A 20701-nucleotide genomic window follows, 5' to 3' on the forward strand; every position below is an offset into this window, starting at 1 on the left:
CAGATGTGTATAAGAGACAGCCACAGAGCCTTTCAGAGCCTTAGCGCTCGGTCCTCAGGAATCCAACTTGGCGCCGAAGCTTTCGGCTTTCTTGGCCAGGTCGTCGAGGCCGCCGATCAGGAAGAAGGCCTGCTCGGGGATGTGGTCGAAGTCGCCCTTGGACAGGCGGTCGAACGCCTCGATGGTCTCCTTCAGCGGAACCGTGGAACCCGGTTGGCCGGTGAACTGCTCGGCCGCCATCATGTTCTGCGACAGGAACCGCTCGATGCGCCGCGCGCGCTGCACCAGCTGCTTGTCCTCTTCGGACAGCTCGTCGATACCGAGGATGGCGATGATGTCCTGGAGGTCCTTGTACCGCTGCAGGATTCGGATGACTTCCTGCGCGACGCGGTAGTGCTCGTCGCCGACGACACTCGGGTCGAGGATGGTCGAGCTCGACGCCAGCGGGTCCACCGCGGGGAAGATGCCCTTGGAGAACACCGAACGCGACAGCTCGGTGGTCGCGTCCAGGTGGGCGAACGTCGTCGCGGGCGCGGGGTCGGTGTAGTCGTCGGCCGGCACGTAGACCGCCTGCATGGACGTGATCGACCGGCCCCGCGTCGAGGTGATGCGCTCCTGCAGCTCACCCATCTCGTCGGCCAGCGTGGGCTGGTAACCCACCGCCGACGGCATCCGGCCGAGCAGCGTGGAGACCTCGGATCCGGCCTGCGTGAAACGGAAGATGTTGTCGATGAACAGCAGCACGTCCTGGCCGGCCTCGTCGCGGAACCACTCGGCCATCGTCAGCGCCGACAGCGCCACCCGCATACGGGTGCCGGGCGGCTCGTCCATCTGACCGAACACCAGCGCGGTGTCCTTGAGCACGTCGGCCTCTTTGAGCTCGACCCAGAGGTCGTTGCCCTCGCGGGTGCGCTCGCCCACGCCGGCGAAAACCGAAGTACCACCGAAGTTTCGGGCGATACGGTTGATCATCTCCTGGATCAGCACCGTTTTGCCCACGCCGGCACCGCCGAACAGCGCGATCTTGCCGCCTCGCACGTACGGGGTGAGCAGGTCGACCACCTTCAGCCCGGTCTCGAGCATCTCGGTGCGGGGCTCGAGCTCCTCGAAGGCCGGCGGCTTGCGGTGGATCGACCAGTGCTCGAAGTCCTCGCCGTACCCGGGCTTGTCCAGGCAGTCGCCCAGCGCGTTGAAGACGTGGCCCTTGACCTCCTGGCCGACCGGCACCGAGATCGACTTGCCGGAGTCGGTGACCTCGACCCCGCGCACCAGACCGTCGGTGGGCTGCAACGAAATCGTGCGGACCAGGTTGTCGCCGAGGTGCTGTGCGACCTCGAGCGTGAGGGTCTTCTTGAGTTCCTCGAACGTGATCTCGGCGTTGAGCGCGTTGAACAGTTCCGGCACGGATCCGCGCGGGAACTCGACGTCAACCACCGGACCGGTGATCCGCACCACGCGGCCGCTGGTCTCGGATTTGGTGGACTTGTCGGTCTTCTCTGCGGTTCCAGAAGTAGCAGCCATATTCTTCTTCTCTTCCTCGTGTGCTACTGAGCGTCGGCGAGCGCGTTTGCGCCGCCGACGATTTCGCTGATCTCTTGGGTGATCTGAGCCTGCCGCTCGCGGTTCGCCATCAGCGTCAGCTCCTTGATCAGGTCGTCCGCGTTGTCGGTCGCCGACTTCATCGCTCGTTGGCGCGACGCCAGCTCGGATGCCGCCGATTCGAGCAGTGCGGCGTAGACGCGGGTGGTCACGTACCGCGGCAAGAGCGACTCGAAAAGCGTTGTCGCGTCCGGCTCGAACGAGTACAGCGTGTGGAGTTCGTCGGTGTCCTCGACGTACTCCACGACCAGCGGAGCGATGCGGTGGGCCGCCGCGGCCTGAGACATCATCGACTTGAACTCCGAGTAGACGATGTGCAGTTCGTCGACCCCCTGGTCGTCCGATGACTCGTCGTCGCCGGCGCCCTTCATGAACGTCTCGACCAGGGTCTCGGCGATCTCCGCGGCGTTCTCGTACTTGGGTTGCTCGGAGAACCCCGTCCACGACTCGGTGATGTCCCAGTTGCGGAACTTGAAGTAGTTCTGCGCCTTTCGGCCGACCGTGTACACGACCGGCGTCTTGCCTTCCTCCCTCAGCAGCGAGAACAGCTCTTCTGCCCGACGGAAGATGCTGGAGTTGTAGGCGCCGCACAGCCCCCGATCGGAGGACACCACCAGCACACCGGCCCGCCTGGGTTCCTCCCGTTCGACCAGCAACGGGTGATCCAGAGCGGCCTCGGACGACAGCGTGGTGAGCATGGAGGTGATCTGAAAGGCATAGGGCCGAGCCGATTCCAGCCGGGCCTGCGCCTTACCGATGCGCGACGTCGCGATCATCTCCTGTGCCTTGGTGATCTTCTTGATCGACCCTGCGGAGCGAATCCGGCCGCGTAATTCGCGAAGTGTGGCAGCCATTGTTAGCTACTTCTTGTCCTTGCCGTTCTTGGCTTCCTTCTTGTCCTTCGGCTTTTCCTTCTTGACCTGCACCGACTCCTTTTCGAGGTCTTCTTCATCCAGGGGCTCGACGTGCTCGTCGGGCACCACCGAGCCGCCGCCGGTGGCCGCGAAGCCCTTCTTGAAGTTCTTGATGATCTCGGTCAGCTGGTTCTCACCCTCTTCCGAGAGCTTGCCGCTGTCGCGGACGCCGGACAGGAAGCTCTCCTCCGAAGCCCGCATGTGGTCCAGCAGTTCGGTTTCGAAGCGCCGGACATCCTCGACGGGCACGGAGTCCAGGTGACCGCCGGTGCCCAGGAAGATCGAAACCACCTGCTCCTCAACGGGCATGGGCTGGTACTGCGGTTGCTTGAGCAGTTCGACCAGCCGCTCGCCGCGCTCCAGCTGCGCCTTCGACGTCGCATCCAGGTCCGAGGCGAACGCCGCGAACGACTCCAACTCGCGGTACTGCGAGAGGTCCAGACGCAGCGAGCCGGCCACCTCTTTCATGGCCTTGATCTGCGCCGCGCCACCCACGCGGGAGACCGACACACCGACGTTGATGGCCGGCCGCACACCCTGGTTGAACAGGTCGGACTCCAGGAAGCACTGGCCGTCGGTGATCGAGATGACGTTGGTGGGAATGTAGGCCGAGATGTCGTTGGCCTTCGTCTCGATGATCGGCAGGCCGGTCAGCGAGCCACCCCCGAGGTCGTCGGAGAGCTTCGCGCAGCGCTCCAGCAGCCGCGAGTGCAGGTAGAACACGTCACCGGGGTAGGCCTCGCGGCCCGGCGGGCGACGCAGCAGCAGCGAGATCGCGCGGTACGCCTCGGCCTGCTTGCTCAGGTCGTCGAACACGATCAGCACGTGCTTGCCGTCGTACATCCAGTGCTGGGCGATCGCCGAACCGGTGTACGGCGCAAGCCATTTGAAGCCGGCCGAGTCGGAGGCCGGGGCCGCGACGATGGTGGTGTAGTCCATCGCGCCGCCCTCTTCGAGCGCCCGGCGGACCGAGGCGATCGTGGTGCCCTTCTGGCCGATGGCCACGTACACGCAGCGGACCTGCTTCTTCTCGTCGCCGCTCTCCCAGTTCCCACGCTGGTTGAGGATGGTGTCGACGCAGACCGCGGTCTTGCCGGTCTTGCGGTCGCCGATGATCAGCTGCCGCTGGCCGCGACCGATCGGCGTCATCGCGTCGATGGCCTTGATGCCGGTCTGCAGCGGCTCGCTCACACTTTGCCGCTGCACCACGGACGGCGCCTGGATCTCGAGCGCGCGCCGGATGTCGGTGTCGATGTCGCCCCGGCCGTCGATGGGCTGGCCGAGCGGGTTGACGACGCGACCCAGGAAGGCATCGCCGACGGGCACGGACAGAACCTCGCCGGTCCGCTTGACCTGTTGGCCCTCTTCGATTTTCTCGAAGTCACCCAGGATCACCGCGCCGACGCTGTGCTCGTCGAGGTTCAGCGCGACACCGAGGACCCCACCCGGGAACTCGAGCAGTTCCTGCGTCATGACGGAGGGCAGGCCTTCGACGTGCGCGATGCCGTCCCCGGCCTCGACGACGGTACCGACCTCCTCCCGGGAGGTGTCGGAGGTGAAAGAGCCTACGTACTCCTCGATGGCGCTCTGGATGTCATCAGCGGAGATTGTCAACTCGGCCATGGCTTTTCGTCTTCCTACTTGATCTTGGTATCGCGTGTGGTTAGGGGGCGTGGTTGGTGTCAGTCGGGCAATTGGGCCTGGGCAGCGGCGAGGCGCGAAGCGAGTGTCCCGTCAATCACTTCGTCCGCCACGGAGATGAGCAGGCCGCCCAGCAGCTCCTCGGAGGTCTGCAGCTGCACCGTCACCGGGTGACCGTAGATGCGGCCGAGCACGTCGGTGAGGCGCGACCGCTGGGCGTCGCTGAGGTCGGCCGCCGCGCTGACCTGCGCGACGATCTCGCCGCGGCGTGCCACCGCGACCTTCGCCAAGAACTGGATGGCCTCCTCGGCCGACTCGCCCCTGAGCAGCTGCACGGTCTGGGTCAGCAGCGCCACGACGATCGGCTCGACCCGGCCGCTGGCGCTGTCGAGTACCTTGCGCAGCAGGTTGATTCGGCCTTCCACCGGCACGCCGTAGTCACCCAACAGGATGGCGAGTCGCGGCTGCGCGTCCAGGATGCGGGCGAACCGGAACAGCTGGTCTTCGACGTCGTCGACCTTGTTCTCCCGCTCGGCGACTTCGAGCAACGCCTGCCGCGAGATGTGCTCGATCGCGTCGCCCAGATCGGAGTTGGCCGACCAACGTTCCGACACGGCCAGCCGCAGGACGTCGAGCGTGGCGTCGGAGACCTTCCCCGAGACCAGCCGCTCGATCAATCGGACGCGGGGGCCCGCGTCCTCGGCCGGCACGGTCAAGTACCGGGTGACGACGATCTCCCGGTCCAGCATCTCGGCGACCGAAACGAGCTCGGCCGACAGGTTGGAAAGGGCTTTGTTGTCAAGGTCTTTGGCTATGTCGCTGAACCGCTCGGACAGACCGGCCACCGCCACTCGACTGGCGGAGCGCATCTTGGCCAACAGCGGATACTGGACCTCGGCGGGCGCCGGGGCCATCGCTTCGAGCTCGTCCAGGAACCGATCGACGGTGCCGGACTGCTGCTCCGGGTCGGCGACGTAGTTGCGCACCAACTCGCCCGCCTGGCGCACCGCCTCGTGACCGAGTTCCAGGCGCAGCTGGCGGCTCAACTGCGTGCGCAGGAGGTCGACCTGGCGGCCGCCCTGTGCGGTGATGCGTTCGGACTCCGACTCGGCCTGGGCGCGGAACTGCTCGGCGATGCGGCCGGCGTCGGTCTTCGCCTCCTCCACCAGCCGTTCGGCTTCGGTCTTGGCGGATTCCACGGCATTGCTGTGGGCCGTTTCCGACTCTTTCAACCGATCCGCCGCTGCCGCAGAGTCTTTCAGCTGCTGGCGCACGGCCTCTTGACGAGCGGCCATCAGACGACGCACCGGCGGCACGACGTACCGCCAGACCAGCAGCACGATGGCCGCGAATCCGATCAACTGCCCGATGAAAGTCGACATGCGCGATTACCGTCCAGATTTCCCGGTTGCCGACGTGGCCGCGGTGACCGGGGCGACCTCGACGCCGAGGATCCGGCTGGCCAGCGTCGCCGACATGCCCGCCACGTTGGCGCGCAGATCCAGTTCCACGGCGTCTCTCTCCCGCTTCAATTGCTCGGATGCCATTTGCAACGTCGACATCACCTGCTGCTCGGCACGGGAACGCGCGTCTTCGACCACCTTACGACCTTCGGCGCGGGCGTTGTCGCGCAGCGACGACGCCTGAACCCGCCCCTCCGTCAGGGCTTCCTCATAGTCGGCCTTGGCGGCGTCGAATTGCTCGGTCGCCTTCTTGTTGTCGGCGGCCGTCTTGGCAACCATGTTGTCGCGTTCGCGCAACACCCGCATGACCGGCGGCACCACGAAGGTGCCGATGACGGCCAGCACGATCAGGAAGATGGCCAGCACGAAGAAGAACGTGCCGTTTGGAACGAGGAAGTTGTTGCCTCCCTCGGCCACCACCCGGCCGGATGCCAGAACGCTCAGGCTCGCGTCACCCATCACAGCGAATTAGGAGCCGACGGGTGTGGCGAACACGAACAGCGCCATGAAGGCCAGGTTGATGAAGTAGGCGGCCTCGACCAGACCGACGGTGATGAAGAACGGCGTAAACAGCCGGCCTTGCGCCTCGGGCTGGCGGGCGATGCCGGAAACCAGCGCGTTACCGGCGATACCGTCACCGATACCGGCGCCGATCGCGCCACCGCCCATGATGAGTCCACCGCCGATGAGAGCCGCGGCAGCGACTTGGGGGTCCATGGCCATTCTTATCCTCCTTGATATCTGGTAGCGGTCTACCAGGCCTCTGTAATGGTGTGTGGGACAAAGCGATTGATGGCGGCCTCAGTCATGGTGTTCCTCGATCTCCATGGCTTGGCTGAAGTACAGGATGGTCAAGATCGAGAAGATGAACGCCTGGATCGCCCCGACGAACAGGTCGAAGGCCTTCCAGATGGCGTTGGGCGCCCACATGATGTACGGCGGGAAGAGCGCGATCAGCGCGACCAGGATGCCGCCGGCGAAGATGTTGCCGAAAAGTCGGAGCGACAACGAGATCGGCTTGGCGAGCTCCTCGACCAGGTTGATCGGCGCCAGGAACGCGACGTGACCCTTGAGCACGGCGAGCGGGTGGCCGACGATGCCGCGGCGCCAGATGCCCGCCACGTGATAGCAGACGAACACGAAGAGGGCCAGCGCCAGCACGTAATTGATGTCCGCCGCCGCCGACTTCAGCAGCTCCGTGGTGTGCCCGGACTTGTCGGTGTATTGCAGCGGCAGCACCGACAGCCAGTTGGAGATCAGGATGAACACGAAAATGGTGACCGCAAGCGGCAATACGAACGGCGCGATCCGCATCCCGACAGCGCTCTCGATCTGGTCGCGCATCTGGACCGTGATGGCCTCCCAGAACAGCTGAACGCCGTTGGGGACCCCGGTGGAGGTGATTTTCGCCCGCAGGAAGAACGCCAGCGCCAGCACGATCACGGCGGCGATGGCGGTCGACAGGATCGTGTCGGTGTTAACCGTCAGCCCAAGCCATTTGGCCTGGTTGTGCTCCCCCACCTCGATGGCGGCGGCCAGGAACGTCGTCTCAGTCATCGGTGCCGCTTCTTCCTTCCGTTCCTTCCGAGCCCGCGATCACGTCGCCACCGTCCGAGGGCTGGGCCTCCGCCCAGTCGCCGGCGCGCAGTTTCTTCCACACCGGAAGCGCCGTCGATGCCACCAACAAGACCTGGAAGAGCGCCAGTCCGAACACGACGCCCAGGCCGGCCGGCCGGAACACGTAGGCGATGATCAGCCCGATGACCGTGATGATGGCGAGCCGGGTGGCCGAGTTCAGCGCCATCGTGCTTTTCAGCGGATGCTCTTTCGCGGTGATCGACGCGACCGAGCGACGCACCAGAAGGGCGTTGAGCAAACCGAGCAGCAGCCCGACGCCGAAGAAGACCCCGACCATCAGGTGACCGGCCAGGCCGGCGGCCAGCACGGCGATCGCGGTGACGGCGAGGCTGAGCACGAACAAGCGGACCGGGCGGAACGCAACAGAGGGAAACACCAACGGCGCATCCTGCGCTGGTGTCGTCACTGCAGCACCTCAATCCCAAGTTGTGGAGCGGGAGTCCCCCGACCGACCGATCGGTGGCCCGCCGAGCGTATCGCACGTCACAGTTGATTCACCCAACGGGTATCTCCCGACGCGAGTCCCCAGCCGACCCGACCGGATGTGCGTCCGGTGGACCGGTTATTTGTGCGGCTTTTTGGGCTTCTACCTGCACCGTACCATACGAGAACCGCCCACTACTACTAGCTGTCGTAGTCCTCGTCGTCGTACTCGCCACCCCGCCGCATGAGCGGGATCGCGGTCGCGATCCCGGCGACGACGATGGCGCCCAGCATCACGGCGGCGGTGTCGCGCGGATTGAAGAAGATCGTGCTGGCCGCGCCGAACGCGACGATGCCGACCCATAGATAGATCAGCAACACCACCCGGCGGTGGGAATGACCGATCTGCAGCAGCCGGTGGTGCAGGTGCATCTTGTCGGGGCTGAACGCGCTGCGGCCCGCGCGGGTGCGGCGCACGATCGCCAGCAGCAAATCGAGCATCGGCACGAACATGACCGCGACCACCAGCAGGAACGGCGACAGCAGGGCGAACACGTCGCGGGCCCCGTAGGCGTTTTGCGAGACGGGGCCGGCGGCGGTGGTGGAAGCCGCGGCCAGCATCAGCCCGATCAGCATCGAGCCGGAATCGCCCATGAAGATCTTGGCCCGGTGGAAGTTGTGCGGCAGGAAGCCCAGGCAGGCCCCCGCGAGCACCACGGAGATCACGGCGGGCGGATAGAACAGGGCGTCGCCGCCGTGGTCGCGCAGCAGGCCGACCGAGAACATGCAGATGGCCAGCGCGGTGATCAGGCCGAGCCCGGCGGCCAGCCCGTCGAGCCCGTCGACGAAGTTCATCGCGTTGACGATGGAAACCGTGAGCGCGAGCGTGAGCAGGATCGATGAGGCCTGGTCCAGCACGATGGTGCCGACGCCACCGATCGGGATGTAGAGGACGCTCCACGCGACGCCCATGGTGACCAGCACGCTGGCCGCGGTGATCTGGCCGGCGAACTTCGTCAGGGCGTCCAGCCCCCAGCGGTCGTCGATGAGGCCGATGCCCATGATCACCGCGCCGGCCACCAGCACCGCGGGCATGCCGGTCGAGTAGACGAACCCGCGCGTGAGGGCGGGAAGCTGGGACGCCAGGAAGACGGCCGAGACGACGCCGAGAAACATCGCCAGCCCGCCCATCCGCGGGGTCGGTGTCACGTGGACGTCGCGTTCCCGGGGGTAGGCCACAGCGCCCAGCCGGGTGGCGAGCACCCGCACCGGTCCGGTCGCGAAGTAGGTGATGATCGCCGCGGTCAGTCCCACCAGCGCCAGCTCGCGCAGCGGGACGCCGGCGCCGCGATCGGCCAGGGCGAGCAAACCGCTGGCCAGGTTGGCTGGACCGCCGATCGGGTCGCTGGACACGTCGAGACCGTACTGCACCAACCTGGCAACCACCGCTCCGGTCAGGGTTGGGCGGTCAGGCTTTCGGCGTCCACGCCGAGAACTTCCGCGATGCGTTCGGCGCTTACCGGGCCGGGCCGCAGGATGCGCGGGGCGGGGCCGGTCAGGTCGACGATGGTGGAGGCGGCCTGCTGCTCTGCCGTGCCCGCGTCGAGATACACGTCGACGAGATCGCCGAGTTGGTCACGGGCCTGCGCGGCATCGACCGCGGGCGGGCGGCCGGAGACGTTCGCGCTCGACACCGCCATGGGCCCCACCTCGCGCAGCAGCTCGATGGCCACCGGGTGCAGCGGCATCCGCAGCATCACGGTGCCGCGGGCGTCACCGAGGTCCCACTGCAGCGACGGCGCCTGAGTCACCACCAGGCTCAGCGCGCCCGGCCAGAAGGCGCGGATCAGGTCGCGGGCCCCGCCCGGCATGGTGTAGACGAGGCCCTCGATGGTGTGCCAGGAGCCGACCAGCACGCCGACGGGCATGTCCCGGCCCCGGCCCTTCGCCGATAGCAGGGCGCCGACCGCGGCGCTGTTGAAGGCGTCGGCCCCGATGCCGTAGACGGTGTCGGTCGGCATGACGACCAACCGGCCGCCCTTGAGCGCCCCTGCCGCCGAGGCGATCCCGCGCGACCGCTGGTCGGGGTCGGCGCAATCGAAGATTTCAGTCATCGGCCCCACCCCTTCGAGCCGTCACGAATCGCGGCCGGCCGGCCAGGTCTTTGTGCGCCCGGACGTCTTCGAAAAGCCCCGTGCCGGCGACCATTTCGACGGTCCGCGCGGACGTGGTGTCGTCGTGCTCGACGACGAAGATGCCACCCGGGCGCAGCCAGCGGCCGGCCAGGCCGACGACGGGGCCGATCACCGCCATCCCGTCGGGACCGCCGAACACCGCGTGGCGCGGATCATGTTCGGCGACTTCGGGTTCCACGGCGGTGGAGTCGGGCACATAGGGCGGGTTGGCCACCACCAGGTCGACACCGCCGTCCAGTTCGGGCAGCAGGCCGGGCGCGGTGACGTCGGCGTGGACGAGTTCGACCGCGGTGCCCGCCGCGTTGCGCCGCGCGTAGCGCAGGGCCGCCTCGGAGTCGTCGACGCCGATGACGCGGGCGGCCGGGCGGTGATCCGCCAACGCCACCGCCAACGCCCCGGAACCGGTGCACAGGTCGACGATCACGGGCCGCGCGGGCAGGCGTTGTTCGGTGACCCACGCGAACAGGGCTTCCGTTTCCGGGCGCGGGATGAAGACGCCGGGGCCGACGTGCAGCGTCAACGGTCCGAACGCGGCGCCGCCGGTGAGGTGCTGCAACGGCACCCGTCGGGACCGCGCGGCGACGACGTCGCGGTAACGGTCGAGGAAGTCGTCGCCGGGCGACTCGAGCAGGGCCAGCCGGCCGCGCTCGGTGCCGGCCAGGTGGGCCGCCAGTTCCTCGGCATCCCAACGCGCGGAGTCGATCCCGGCCTCGGCGAGCGTCGCCGCAGCGGAGTCGATCGCGCGCCGCAGGGGGGTCATGCCTGTTGCAGCCGGGATTGTTTATCCGCGGCGCCCAACGCGTCGAACATCGCGTCGAGGTCGCCGTCGAGCACCTGGTCGAGATTGTGCGCCTTGTAACCGATCCGGTGGTCGGTGATCCGGTTCTCGGGGAAGTTGTAGGTGCGGATGCGTTCGCTGCGGTCCACGGTCCGGATCTGGCTGGCCCGATCGGCCGAGGCGTCGGCCAGCGCCTGTTCCTCGGCCAGCGCCTGCAGGCGGGCGGCCAGCACCTGCAGCGCGCGCGTCTTGTTCTGCAGCTGCGAGCGCTCGTTCTGGCAGGTGACCACGATCCCGGTGGGCAGGTGCGTGATTCGCACCGCCGAGTCGGTGGTGTTCACGCCTTGCCCGCCCTTGCCCGAGGAGCGGTACACGTCGATGCGCAGATCCGATTCGTCGATCTGCACCTCGCCCACCTCCTCGGGTTCGGGATAGACGAGCACCCCCGCCGCCGAAGTATGAACGCGCCCTTGGGATTCCGTCACGGGGACACGCTGCACCCGGTGCACGCCGCCCTCGAATTTCATGCGGGACCACACCCCGTCGGCGGAGTCGCCCTTGCTGGCGATGCTCAGCGTCGCGTCCTTGTAGCCGCCGAGGTCGGACGTCGTCTCGTCCAGCACGGTGACGTTCCAGCCGTGCCGCTCGGCGTAGCGGATGTACATCCTGGCCAGATCGGCGGCGAACAACGCCGATTCCTCGCCGCCCTCACCGGATTTGACTTCGAGCACGATGTCGTCGGCGTCATGCGGGTCGCGGGGCGCCAGCATGTCGGTCAATTGGGTGTCCAGTTCGGCGACCCGCTCCTGCAGCTCGGTCACCTCGTCGGCGAAGGATTCGTCGTCGACGGCCAGCTCCCGGGCGGTCTCCAGGTCGTCGCGCGCCGACTCCAGCTTGCGGTAGGTGGCGACGATCGGGGCCAGCCGGGCGAACCGGCGGCCGGCCTTGCGCGCCTCGCCGGGATTGCTATGCAGGTCGGGATCCGCCAGCCGCCGCTCGAGCTCGGCGTGTTCGGCCAGCAGCACGTCAATCGTCTGCACCGGCTGCGTCATGTGTCACCTCCTGCCCGGTTCCGCGCCTGGATGCCGCAAACGCAAACCGACGCCCGGCCTGTGCTCTTGCACAGTTCGGGCGTCGGCAACGCAGCTACTTGTCGGTGTTGTCGGCACCTTTGCGCTTGCCGTAGCGCTTCTCGAAGCGGGCCACGCGGCCACCGCTGTCGAGGATCTTCTGCTTACCGGTGTAGAACGGGTGGCACTGCGAGCACACCTCGACGACGATGTTGCCGCCGGGCTTGGTGCTGCGGGTGGTAAAGGTGTTCCCGCACCCGCAGTGCACGGTGGTCTCCCCGTAAGCGGGATGAATGTCAGATTTCATGCTGTCCTCTTCGATCTTGTCGGGCGTCGATTATGCCAGGTCAACCGCTGTTCTCCCAAACAACGGGGTGCCCGTCCACATTCCCGGCGCATCCGTTGCCTCGGTACCGACCCGACTAGTCGTTGTCCATCGATCCCGGCGTGGTCTTGGACACCTGCACCAGGAACTCGTAGTTGGTCTTGGTCTTGCGCAGCTGCGACATCAGCAGGTCGATCGCCTGGTGGGAGTCCAGCCCCGACAGCACGCGGCGCAGCTTGTGCACGATGCCGAACTCGTCGGGCGACAGCAGCAGCTCGTCCTTGCGGGTACCGGACGGGTTGACGTCCACCGCCGGGAAGACCCGACGCTCGGCGATCTTGCGGTCCAGCTTGAGCTCGGCGTTACCGGTGCCCTTGAACTCCTCGAAGATGACCGTGTCACCGGTGGACCCGGTCTCGACCATCGCGGTGGCGATGATCGTCAGCGACCCGCCTTCCTCGATGTTTCGCGCGGCACCCAGGAAACGCTTCGGCGGGTACAGCGCGGTGGAGTCAACACCACCGGACAGGATCCGGCCGGACGCGGGCGACGCATTGTTGTAGGCGCGCCCCAGGCGGGTGATCGAGTCGAGCAGCACCACGACGTCCTTGCCCTGCTCCACGAGCCGCTTCGCGCGCTCGATCGCCAGCTCGGCGGCTTGGGTGTGGTCCGACGGCGGCCGGTCGAAGGTGGAGGCGATGACCTCGCCCTTGACCGAGCGCTGCATGTCGGTGACCTCCTCGGGCCGCTCGTCGACGAGCACGACCATGAGGTGGCATTCGGGGTTGTTCTTGGTGATCGCGTTCGCGATGTCCTGCATGATCGTCGTCTTGCCGGCCTTGGGCGGCGACACGATCAGCGCGCGCTGGCCCTTGCCGATCGGCATGATCAGGTCGATGACCCGCGTGGTCAGCCGGTCGGGCGTGGTTTCCAGGCGCAGCCGCTGGTTGGGGTAGAGCGGCGTCAGCTTGGTGAAGTCGGGCCGCTTCTTGGCGTCCTCGACCGGGCCGCCGTTGACGCTGTCCAGCCGCACAAGGGGGTTGAACTTCTGCCGCTGGTTGGGCTGCTCCCCCTCCTTGGGCACGCGAACCGCGCCGGTCACCGCGTCACCGCGGCGCAGACCGTTCTTGCGCACCATGTTCATCGACACGTAGACGTCGTGGGGACCGGCCAGGTAGCCGGAGGTGCGGACGAACGCGTAATTGTCGAGAACGTCGAGGATGCCGGCGACCGGCTGCACGACGTCGTCCTCACGGAGTTCGGTGTCGCCGCCCTCGCCGGATCGCTCGCCGCGCCGCCTGCGATCGCGGTCACGGAAGCGACGGCCCCGGCGGCCCTGACGGCCCTCGCCGTCGTCGTCCTGCTGGTTCTGGTTCGAACCGCCGCGAGACTGCTGACCGCCCGAGCCTTGCTGATCACCGCCTTGGTCGCCGCCGTCCTGGCCGCGCGCGCCGCTCTGGTTGTCTTTCTTGCCGCCCTGGCGGGTGTCGTCCTCGCCGGTGGCGTTGCCCTCGCGGTTGCGTGGGCGCTCGCCGTCCGCCTCGTCGGCGCGGGCCGATCCCGGCTCGCGGGAGGCGCTGCGCCGCTCACGGCGGGGCGCCTCGGTCGACGAACCGTTCTGGTTCTCCTCCTCGGCGGCCGGTGCGTCGGCGGCGGCCTCCGGCTTGGCGCCGTCCTCGGCCGGGGCGGAAGTCCCGTTGGACTGTCCCCTGATTTCCTTGATGGCGGCGATGAGTTCGTTCTTGCGCATGCCCGACGTCCCCTTGACGCCGACCTCGTTAGCCAGCGCGCGCAATTCGGGAAGCACCATGGTGGACAGTGAGCCAACCGGTGCATCGGTTTTGACGTCGGATGTGTCTGGGGTCACAGCGTTCGGCGCCTCATTGCTGTCGGCGCTCGCGTCAGCCGTGAACAGGTCCGTATCGGTCACGGATTTCCTTTCTTCCCCCGTTGATCAGGTCATCCGGGGGGTCGTTGCATTCAGCGAAATTGCCGAGTGCGCCCAATCATCGACTCTGCAACGGTGATCGCCTTAATCGGCGGAGTAAGCGGCGAACCTCGTTCACGAGAAGAATTGGTGTGTCCTAGCGGCAAGGCAGTATGTATGCAGATGCAGATGCTGCGATTGCTGGACGGGTCCGAGGATAGCCCGCATCCTGCCTGGAAGCAAGCAAACCCTCCGGCCGCGCCGTGGATCAACCGGGGACTGTGACGCCCGGGCTCCAGCGAACTCCTTCGCCGGCGGTCATCCCAGTCAGGGCAAATCCGTTGGCGGCCCCGTACTCCAGCACCTCCGTGGGCAACTCCGGCTGCGTGCTCAGGGCAATCAGCGCCGGACCAGCCCCCGAAAGCGTCGCTGCGACGTTATGACGCCGCAACAGCCGCAAATATTCCGCGGACGCCGGCATCGCCGGGGCGCGCTGCGGCTGATGTAGGACATCCTCGGTGGCCGCCATGAGCAGATCCGGGCGTTCGGTCAGCGCGACCACCAGCAGGGCGGCGCGGCTGACGTTGAACCGGGCGTCCTCGTGGCTCACCTGGGCGGGCAACAGCACGCGGGTCTCGGCGGTCAACGAGCGCTCTTGGGGTATCGCGCAATACAGCCGGATGTCCGGGTGCAGCCGCAGCGTCACCGCCGAGTACCGGGGCCGCTCACCGGAGGCGTCGATCCACGACACCACCGCACCACCGAGCACGGCGGCCGCGGCGTTGTCGGGGTGACCCTCGAATTCTGACGACAGCTGGATCAGCTGCGAATCGCTGAGTGGTTTCGAATCCGTCTGTGCCACAAGACCGTTCGCTGCGGCCAGGCCGCCCACCACGGCCGCCGCCGACGAGCCGAGGCCGCGGGAGTGCGGGATGGCGTTGCGGCAGCGGACCACCAGGCCCGCGGCGCCCATACCCGCGGACCGCAGCCCGCATTCGACGGCGCGCACCACCAGGTGTTCCGGGCCGAGGGGCACCTGGTCGGCGCCCTCCCCCTCGACCAGCACCACCAGGCCGGAATCCGTTGTCTCCACGACGATCTCGTCGATGAGGCTCAACGCCAGCCCGACGCTGTCGAAACCGGGCCCCAGGTTGGCGCTGGACGCCGACACCACGGCGCTCGCCACCAGCCCGGCGGGCAGCATCTGGGCCGTCATATTCAGGCCAGGCCCAACTTCTCGACGACCAGCACCGGATCGACGGGCAGCGGCGACACCGTCGGCATGTCCCGCAACGCCGTATCCGGGTCCTTTAGGCCATTGCCGGTCACCGTGCAGACCACCGTCGACCCGCGCGCCACCCAGCCGTCGTCGACGGCCTTGAGCAGCCCCGCGATGCTGGCCGCCGACGCGGGCTCGACGAAGACGCCCTCGCTCTCGGCGACCAGGTGGTAGGCGGCCAGGATCTCCTCGTCCGTGGCGGCCAGAAAGCGCCCGTTGGACTGCTGCTGCGCGTTGACCGCGGCGGCCCACGAAGCGGGGGCACCGATGCGTATCGCGGTCGCGATCGTCTCGGGGTGGCTGACCGGGGCGCCGTGCACCAGCGGCGCGGCGCCGGCCGCCTGGGTGCCCAGCATGCGGGGCAGCTTGTCGGTGACGCCGTCGTGGTGGTATTCGGTGTAGCCCTTCCAGTACGCGGTGATGTTGCCCGCGTTGCCGACCGGAAGGGCGTGCACGTCGGGCGCGCTGCCCAGCGCGTCGACGATCTCGAACGCCGCCGTCTTCTGGCCCTCGATGCGCACCGGGTTGACCGAGTTGACCAACGCGATCGTCGGGAAGTCGGCAGCCATCTTCCGGGCGAGTTCCAGGCAGTCGTCGAAGTTGCCGTCGATCTGAATGATCTTGGCGCCGTGCATGACCGCCTGAGCCAGCTTGCCCATCGCGATCTTGCCCTGCGGGATCAGCACCGCGCAGGTGATGCCGGCGCGGGCGGCGTAGGCCGCCGCCGAGGCCGAGGTGTTGCCGGTCGACGCGCACAACACGGCCTGCTGGCCGCGGGCCAGCGCGTCGGTGACCGCCATGGTCATGCCGCGGTCCTTGAACGAGCCGGTCGGGTTGAGGCCCTCGACCTTGAGATGCACCGTGCAGCCGGTCTTTTCGGACAGGCGGGTCGCCGCGATCAGCGGGGTGCCGCCCTCGAGCAGGGTGACCGGGGTCCAGTCGTCGCCGATCGGCAGGCGGTCGCGGTATGCGGCGATCAGGCCGGGCCAGGGCTGGTGCACGGCGGTGCGCGGGACGCTCATCGGCCGGTCTCTTCGAGTCGCAGCACGCTGGTGACGCCCTGCACCACGTCCAGATCCGCCAGCGCATCGACGGTTTCGGACAGCGCGGCGTCGGTGGCGCTGTGGGTGACCACCACGACCCGGGCCCCCACCCGTCGCCCGCCTTCGTCGGACACGCCCTCCTGGCGGACCTCGGCGATGCTGACCTCACGCTTGGCGAATTCGGCCGCCACCGTCGACAAGACACCGGGCTTGTCGGCGACGTTCATGCTGACGTAGTAGCGGGTGGAGATGAAACCCATTGGGGCGATGGGAAGCTGTGCGTACTTGGATTCCTTCGGCCCGCGGCTGCCCAGCACCCGGTTGCGGGCGGCCATCACCAGGTCACCCGTGACCGCGGATGCGGTGGGCGCGCCGCCGGCGCCCTGGCCGTAGAACATCAGCCGGCCGGCGGCCTTGGCCTCGACCACGACCGCGTTGAACGCCCCGTTGACCGTCGCCAACGGATGCGACAGCGGCACCAGCGCCGGGTAGACGCGGGCCGAAACCCGTTCCTGCCCATCGTCGGTCGCGATCCGCTCGCAGATGGACAGCAGCTTGATGGTGCAACCCAGGGCGCGTGCCGAGGCGAAGTCGGCCGGCGTGATCTTGGTGATGCCCTCGCGGTAGACGTCGTCGGCGGTCACCCGGGTGTGGAAGGCGATCGACGCCAGGATCGCGGCCTTGGCCGCGGCGTCGTAGCCCTCGACGTCGGCGGTGGGATCGGCCTCGGCGTAGCCCAACGCGCTCGCCTCGGCCAGCGCGGTGTCGTAGTCGGCGCCGGTGCTGTCCATCGCGGACAGGATGTAGTTGGTGGTGCCGTTGACGATGCCGGCGACCCGCAGCACCGTGTCACCCGCCAGCGATTGCGTCAGTGGGCGGATCACCGGGATCGCACCGGCGACCGCGGCCTCGAAATACAGGTCGACATGCGCGTTTTCGGCGGCCTGCGCCAGCTCCCCGGTGGAGGTGGCCAGCAGCGCCTTGTTCGCGGTGACGACGGACTTGCCGTGTTCGAGCGCGCGCAGGATGGCCTTGCGCGCCGGCTCGACCGGCCCCATCAGCTCGACGACGATGTCGACGTCGTCGCGCGAGACGAGTTCCTCGATGTTGTCGGTGAGCAATTCGATCGGGACGCCGCGGTCGGCGGCGACGCGCCGCACCCCGACGCCGCGCAACGCCAGGGGTGCGCCCACCCGGGCCGCGAGGTCGTCGGCGCTGCCCTCGATGATCCGGACCACTTCGCTTCCGACGTTGCCGAACCCGAGTACCGCCACGCCCACGGGCTTTTCGTCACGGGGCACCGTTCACCTCACTTCCAGACTGAGTAGATCGTCGACCGTCTCGCGGCGCAGGATCAGGCGGGACCGTCCCGCCCGCACCGCCACCACCGCAGGACGGCAGACCATGTTGTAGCGGCTCGACAGCGAATAGCAGTACGCGCCGGTCGCGGCGACCCCGAGCAGGTCCCCGGGCCGCAGGTCGTCGGGCACCCATGCGTCGCGCACGACGATGTCGCCGGTCTCGCAGTGCTTTCCGACGATCCGGGCCAGCGTCGCCGGTGCGTCGCTGGTCCGCGAGACCAGCCGCGCGTCGTACTGCGCGTCGTAGAGCGCGGTGCGGATGTTGTCACTCATGCCGCCGTCGACGCTGACGTACCGGCGCTGGGCCGTGCTGCTCACGTCGACGTCCTTGACGGTGCCGACCTCGTAGAGCGTGATGGTGCCCGGCCCGGCGATGGCACGGCCGGGCTCGACCACCAGCCGCGGGGTGGGCAGGCCCACCGCCGCCGACTCATTGGCGACGATGGCCGTCAGCTTGGCCGCCAGCTCGGCAACCGGGGGCGGGTCGTCGGTGCCCAGGTAGGAAATGCCCAGGCCGCCACCGAGATCCACGGTCGAGATCTGGCCCGTCTTGTCGACGCCGAATTCGTCGACGATCTGGTGCAACAGGCCGATGACGCGGTGCGCGGCGACCTCGAAGCCGTCGACGTCGAAGATCTGCGAGCCGATGTGGCTGTGCAGCCCGACCAGGCGCAGGTGATCGGCGGCGAACACGCGGCGCACGGCGTCCATCGCCGCGCCGCTGGCCACCGACAGCCCGAACTTCTGGTCTTCGTGTGCGGTGGAGATGAATTCGTGGGTGTGGGCTTCCACCCCGACGGTGAGCCGCACGTAGACGTCCTGGACGACGCTAGCCTCCCCCGCGATGGCATCGAGGCGCTCGATTTCGGTCATCGAGTCCAAGACGACATGCCCGACACCGGCTTTGACCGCCGTCGTCAGCTCGGCGACGGATTTGTTGTTGCCGTGGAAGGTGATCCGCTCCGGCGGGAAGTCGGCGTGCAGCGCGACGGCGAGCTCGCCGCCGGTGGACACGTCGATGGAGAGGCCTTCCTCGTTGACCCAGCGGGCGATCTCGGTGCACAGGAAGGCCTTGGCGGCGTAGCACACGTTGTGCCCGCCGCCGAAGGCCGTCGCGAGTTCGCGGCAGCGGTAGCGGAAGTCGTCCTCGTCGATGACGAACAATGGGGTCCCGTATTCCTGGGCGAGCCGGGTGAGCGGGATCCCGGCGAGGCTTGCCGTCCCGGTGTCGTCACGAACGATGTTGAGCGGCCAAACATTTGGCGCAAGCCGCAACAGCTCGTCGGCGGACTGCGGCCGCGGCGGGCTATCGGGGTGCCGGGTCTCCTCGGCGTGCCGGGGACCGGCGGGGTGGACGTTCACATTCGCTCCGGGGCGGTGACGCCGAGGATCGTCAGGCCGTTGGCGATCACCTGGCGGGTGGCCGCACACAGCGCCAGGCGCGCGGTGTGCAGGTCGGTGGGCTGCTCGTCGCCCTGGGGCAGGACCCGGCACGAGTCGTAGAACCGGTGATAGTCGCCGGCGAGGTCTTCCAGGTAGCGGCACACCCGGTGCGGTTCCCGCAGGGACGCGGCCGTTTTCAGCACCCGGGGGAATTCCCCGAGGGAGCGCAGCAGCGTCCCCTCCTTGTCGTGGCTGAGTAGCTCGAGGTGTCCGGTGCCGGGAGCCAGGCCCAGTTCGGCGGCGTTGCGGGCCAGCGCCGAGAGCCGGGCGTGCGCGTATTGCACGTAGTAGACCGGGTTTTCATTCGACGCCGACGACCACAGCGCCAGGTCGATGTCGATGGGGGTGTCGACCGAGGAGCGAATCAGGCTGTAGCGCGCCGCGTCGACACCGATCGCCTCGACCAGGTCGTCGAGCGTGATCACGGTGCCGGCCCGCTTGCTCATCCGCACGGGCGCGCCGTCGCGGACCAGGTTGACCATCTGCCCGATCAGCACCTCGACGTGGGCCGGGTCGTCGCCGAACGCGGCGGCCACGGCCTTGAGCCGGGCGATGTAGCCGTGGTGGTCGGCCCCGAGCATGTAGATGCACAGGTCGAAGCCGCGCTGCCGCTTGTCCAGGTAGTAGGCGATGTCACCGGCGATGTAGGCCGGCTTGCCGTCGCTCTTGATCACGACGCGGTCCTTGTCGTCGCCAAAAGCGCTGGTGCGCAACCAGGTTGCGCCATCCTTCTCGTAGATGTTGCCGGTCTCGCGCAGCCGGGCGATGGCCTGGTCGACCCGACCGCTGGTGTGCATCGAGTCTTCGTGGGTGTAGACGTCGAAGTCGGTGCCGAACTCGTGCAACGACTCCTTGATGTGGGTGAACATCAGGTCGACGCCGATCTCGCGGAACGTTTCCCGCATGTCGGCGTCGGGCAGGCCCAGCGCGTCGGGCGCCTTGGCCAGCACCTGCGCGGCGATGTCGTTGATGTAGGCGCCGGCGTAGCCGTCCTCGGGGGTCGGTTCGCCCTTGGCCGCGGCGATCAGCGAGCCGGCGAACCGGTCGATCTGGGCGCCGTGGTCGTTGAAGTAGTACTCGCGCTCGACGGCGGCGCCCTGGGTGCTCAGCAGCCGGCCCAGCGCGTCGCCGACGGCGGCCCAGCGGGTGCCGCCGATGTGGATCGGCCCGGTGGGGTTGGCCGAGACAAACTCCAGGTTGATCTTGTGGCCCGCCTGCGCGTCGGAGTGGCCGAAGGTGTCGCCGGCGTCGAGGACGTTGTTGACGATCACCGCCTGCGCCTGCGCCTCGAGGCGCAGGTTGATGAAGCCGGGCCCGGCGACCTCCGCCGAGGCGATGCCGTCGGCCCGCACCAGCGCCTCGGCCAGCCAGCCCGCCAGTTCGCGGGGGTTGGCGCCGACCTTCTTGCCCAGCTGCAGGGCCAGGTTGCTGGCGTAGTCGCCGTGCTCGGGGTTGCGGGGCCGCTCCACGGTGACCGTCGCCGGCAGGGCGGCGGCGTCCAGCCCGCGCTCGGCCAGCACCGCGGCGGCGGTGCTCCTGAGCAGCTCGGCGAGGTCAGCGGGGGTCACGAGCGTCCATCCTATTGGCTCGCGCTCCCCGGCC

Annotated in this window: 19 protein-coding genes; all 19 read right to left on the reverse strand. The window is 68.0% G+C overall.

The window, feature by feature from the left end:
• Positions 1-54: 54 nt before the first annotated feature.
• The 19 genes from atpD to argS all read right to left on the reverse strand — a co-directional run bounded on the left by atpD (position 55) and on the right by argS (position 20667).
• Complete coding sequence (atpD, locus tag WU80_RS10110) at positions 55-1521, reverse strand: F0F1 ATP synthase subunit beta (protein WP_055402344.1); 1467 nt, start codon at positions 1519-1521, stop codon at positions 55-57.
• A 23-nt stretch (positions 1522-1544) separates the two neighbouring features.
• A complete protein-coding gene (locus WU80_RS10115) occupies positions 1545-2453 on the reverse strand; it encodes a F0F1 ATP synthase subunit gamma (RefSeq protein ID WP_055402346.1) in 909 nt (302 codons plus the stop codon).
• A gap of 6 nt (positions 2454-2459) precedes the next feature.
• The gene (gene atpA, locus WU80_RS10120; RefSeq protein ID WP_055402347.1) at positions 2460-4136 is read right to left on the reverse strand and encodes a F0F1 ATP synthase subunit alpha; all 1677 of its coding nucleotides are present in this window, start codon (positions 4134-4136) and stop codon (positions 2460-2462) included.
• Between the two features lie 59 nt (positions 4137-4195).
• A complete protein-coding gene (locus WU80_RS10125; RefSeq protein ID WP_055402348.1) occupies positions 4196-5536 on the reverse strand; it encodes a F0F1 ATP synthase subunit B/delta in 1341 nt (446 codons plus the stop codon).
• Positions 5537-5542: 6 nt separating this feature from the next.
• Positions 5543-6076 (reverse strand): F0F1 ATP synthase subunit B, encoded by a 534-nt coding sequence (locus WU80_RS10130; RefSeq protein ID WP_055402351.1) that lies wholly within the window; start codon positions 6074-6076, stop codon positions 5543-5545.
• A gap of 9 nt (positions 6077-6085) precedes the next feature.
• The gene (locus WU80_RS10135) at positions 6086-6334 is read right to left on the reverse strand and encodes a F0F1 ATP synthase subunit C (RefSeq protein ID WP_082459816.1); all 249 of its coding nucleotides are present in this window, start codon (positions 6332-6334) and stop codon (positions 6086-6088) included.
• Positions 6335-6418: 84 nt separating this feature from the next.
• Positions 6419-7174 carry a F0F1 ATP synthase subunit A gene (atpB, locus tag WU80_RS10140; protein WP_055402356.1) on the reverse strand — a complete coding sequence of 252 codons (756 nt, stop codon included), beginning with the start codon at positions 7172-7174 and terminating at the stop codon, positions 6419-6421.
• Complete coding sequence (locus WU80_RS10145) at positions 7167-7661, reverse strand: ATP synthase subunit I (protein WP_055402357.1); 495 nt, start codon at positions 7659-7661, stop codon at positions 7167-7169. Before WU80_RS10145 ends, atpB begins: the two co-directional genes overlap by 8 nt.
• A 218-nt stretch (positions 7662-7879) precedes the next feature.
• On the reverse strand, positions 7880-9109 hold the full coding sequence (locus WU80_RS10150) for a glycosyltransferase family 4 protein (protein ID WP_156349507.1): 1230 nt from the start codon (positions 9107-9109) through the stop codon (positions 7880-7882).
• 23 nt (positions 9110-9132) lie between these two features.
• Positions 9133-9792, reverse strand: coding sequence for an L-threonylcarbamoyladenylate synthase (locus WU80_RS10155; RefSeq protein WP_055402428.1), 660 nt, complete (start codon positions 9790-9792; stop codon positions 9133-9135).
• Positions 9785-10633 carry a peptide chain release factor N(5)-glutamine methyltransferase gene (gene prmC, locus WU80_RS10160; RefSeq protein WP_055402359.1) on the reverse strand — a complete coding sequence of 283 codons (849 nt, stop codon included), beginning with the start codon at positions 10631-10633 and terminating at the stop codon, positions 9785-9787. Before prmC ends, WU80_RS10155 begins: the two co-directional genes overlap by 8 nt.
• Entirely contained in the window at positions 10630-11703 is a 1074-nt protein-coding gene (prfA, locus tag WU80_RS10165; protein WP_055402360.1) for a peptide chain release factor 1, read from the reverse strand. Before prfA ends, prmC begins: the two co-directional genes overlap by 4 nt.
• 94 nt (positions 11704-11797) lie before the next feature.
• The gene (gene rpmE, locus WU80_RS10170) at positions 11798-12028 is read right to left on the reverse strand and encodes a 50S ribosomal protein L31 (protein WP_055402362.1); all 231 of its coding nucleotides are present in this window, start codon (positions 12026-12028) and stop codon (positions 11798-11800) included.
• Between the two features lie 115 nt (positions 12029-12143).
• Complete coding sequence (gene rho, locus WU80_RS10175) at positions 12144-13976, reverse strand: transcription termination factor Rho (protein WP_055402365.1); 1833 nt, start codon at positions 13974-13976, stop codon at positions 12144-12146.
• Positions 13977-14241: 265 nt separating this feature from the next.
• The gene (gene thrB, locus WU80_RS10180) at positions 14242-15189 is read right to left on the reverse strand and encodes a homoserine kinase (protein WP_055402367.1); all 948 of its coding nucleotides are present in this window, start codon (positions 15187-15189) and stop codon (positions 14242-14244) included.
• A gap of 2 nt (positions 15190-15191) precedes the next feature.
• A complete protein-coding gene (gene thrC, locus WU80_RS10185) occupies positions 15192-16274 on the reverse strand; it encodes a threonine synthase (protein ID WP_055402369.1) in 1083 nt (360 codons plus the stop codon).
• Positions 16271-17596: a homoserine dehydrogenase gene (locus WU80_RS10190; protein ID WP_055402371.1), complete on the reverse strand. Its 1326-nt coding sequence runs from the start codon at positions 17594-17596 to the stop codon at positions 16271-16273. The genes thrC and WU80_RS10190 overlap by 4 nt, the downstream gene beginning before the upstream one ends.
• Positions 17597-17599: 3 nt before the next feature.
• Complete coding sequence (lysA, locus tag WU80_RS10195) at positions 17600-19018, reverse strand: diaminopimelate decarboxylase (RefSeq protein WP_055402373.1); 1419 nt, start codon at positions 19016-19018, stop codon at positions 17600-17602.
• On the reverse strand, positions 19015-20667 hold the full coding sequence (gene argS / locus WU80_RS10200) for an arginine--tRNA ligase (protein WP_055402376.1): 1653 nt from the start codon (positions 20665-20667) through the stop codon (positions 19015-19017). The genes lysA and argS overlap by 4 nt, the downstream gene beginning before the upstream one ends.
• Positions 20668-20701: the final 34 nt, after the last annotated feature.

Source organism: Mycobacterium sp. UM_11, from assembly GCF_001414075.1.
GTDB lineage: Bacteria > Actinomycetota > Actinomycetes > Mycobacteriales > Mycobacteriaceae > Mycobacterium.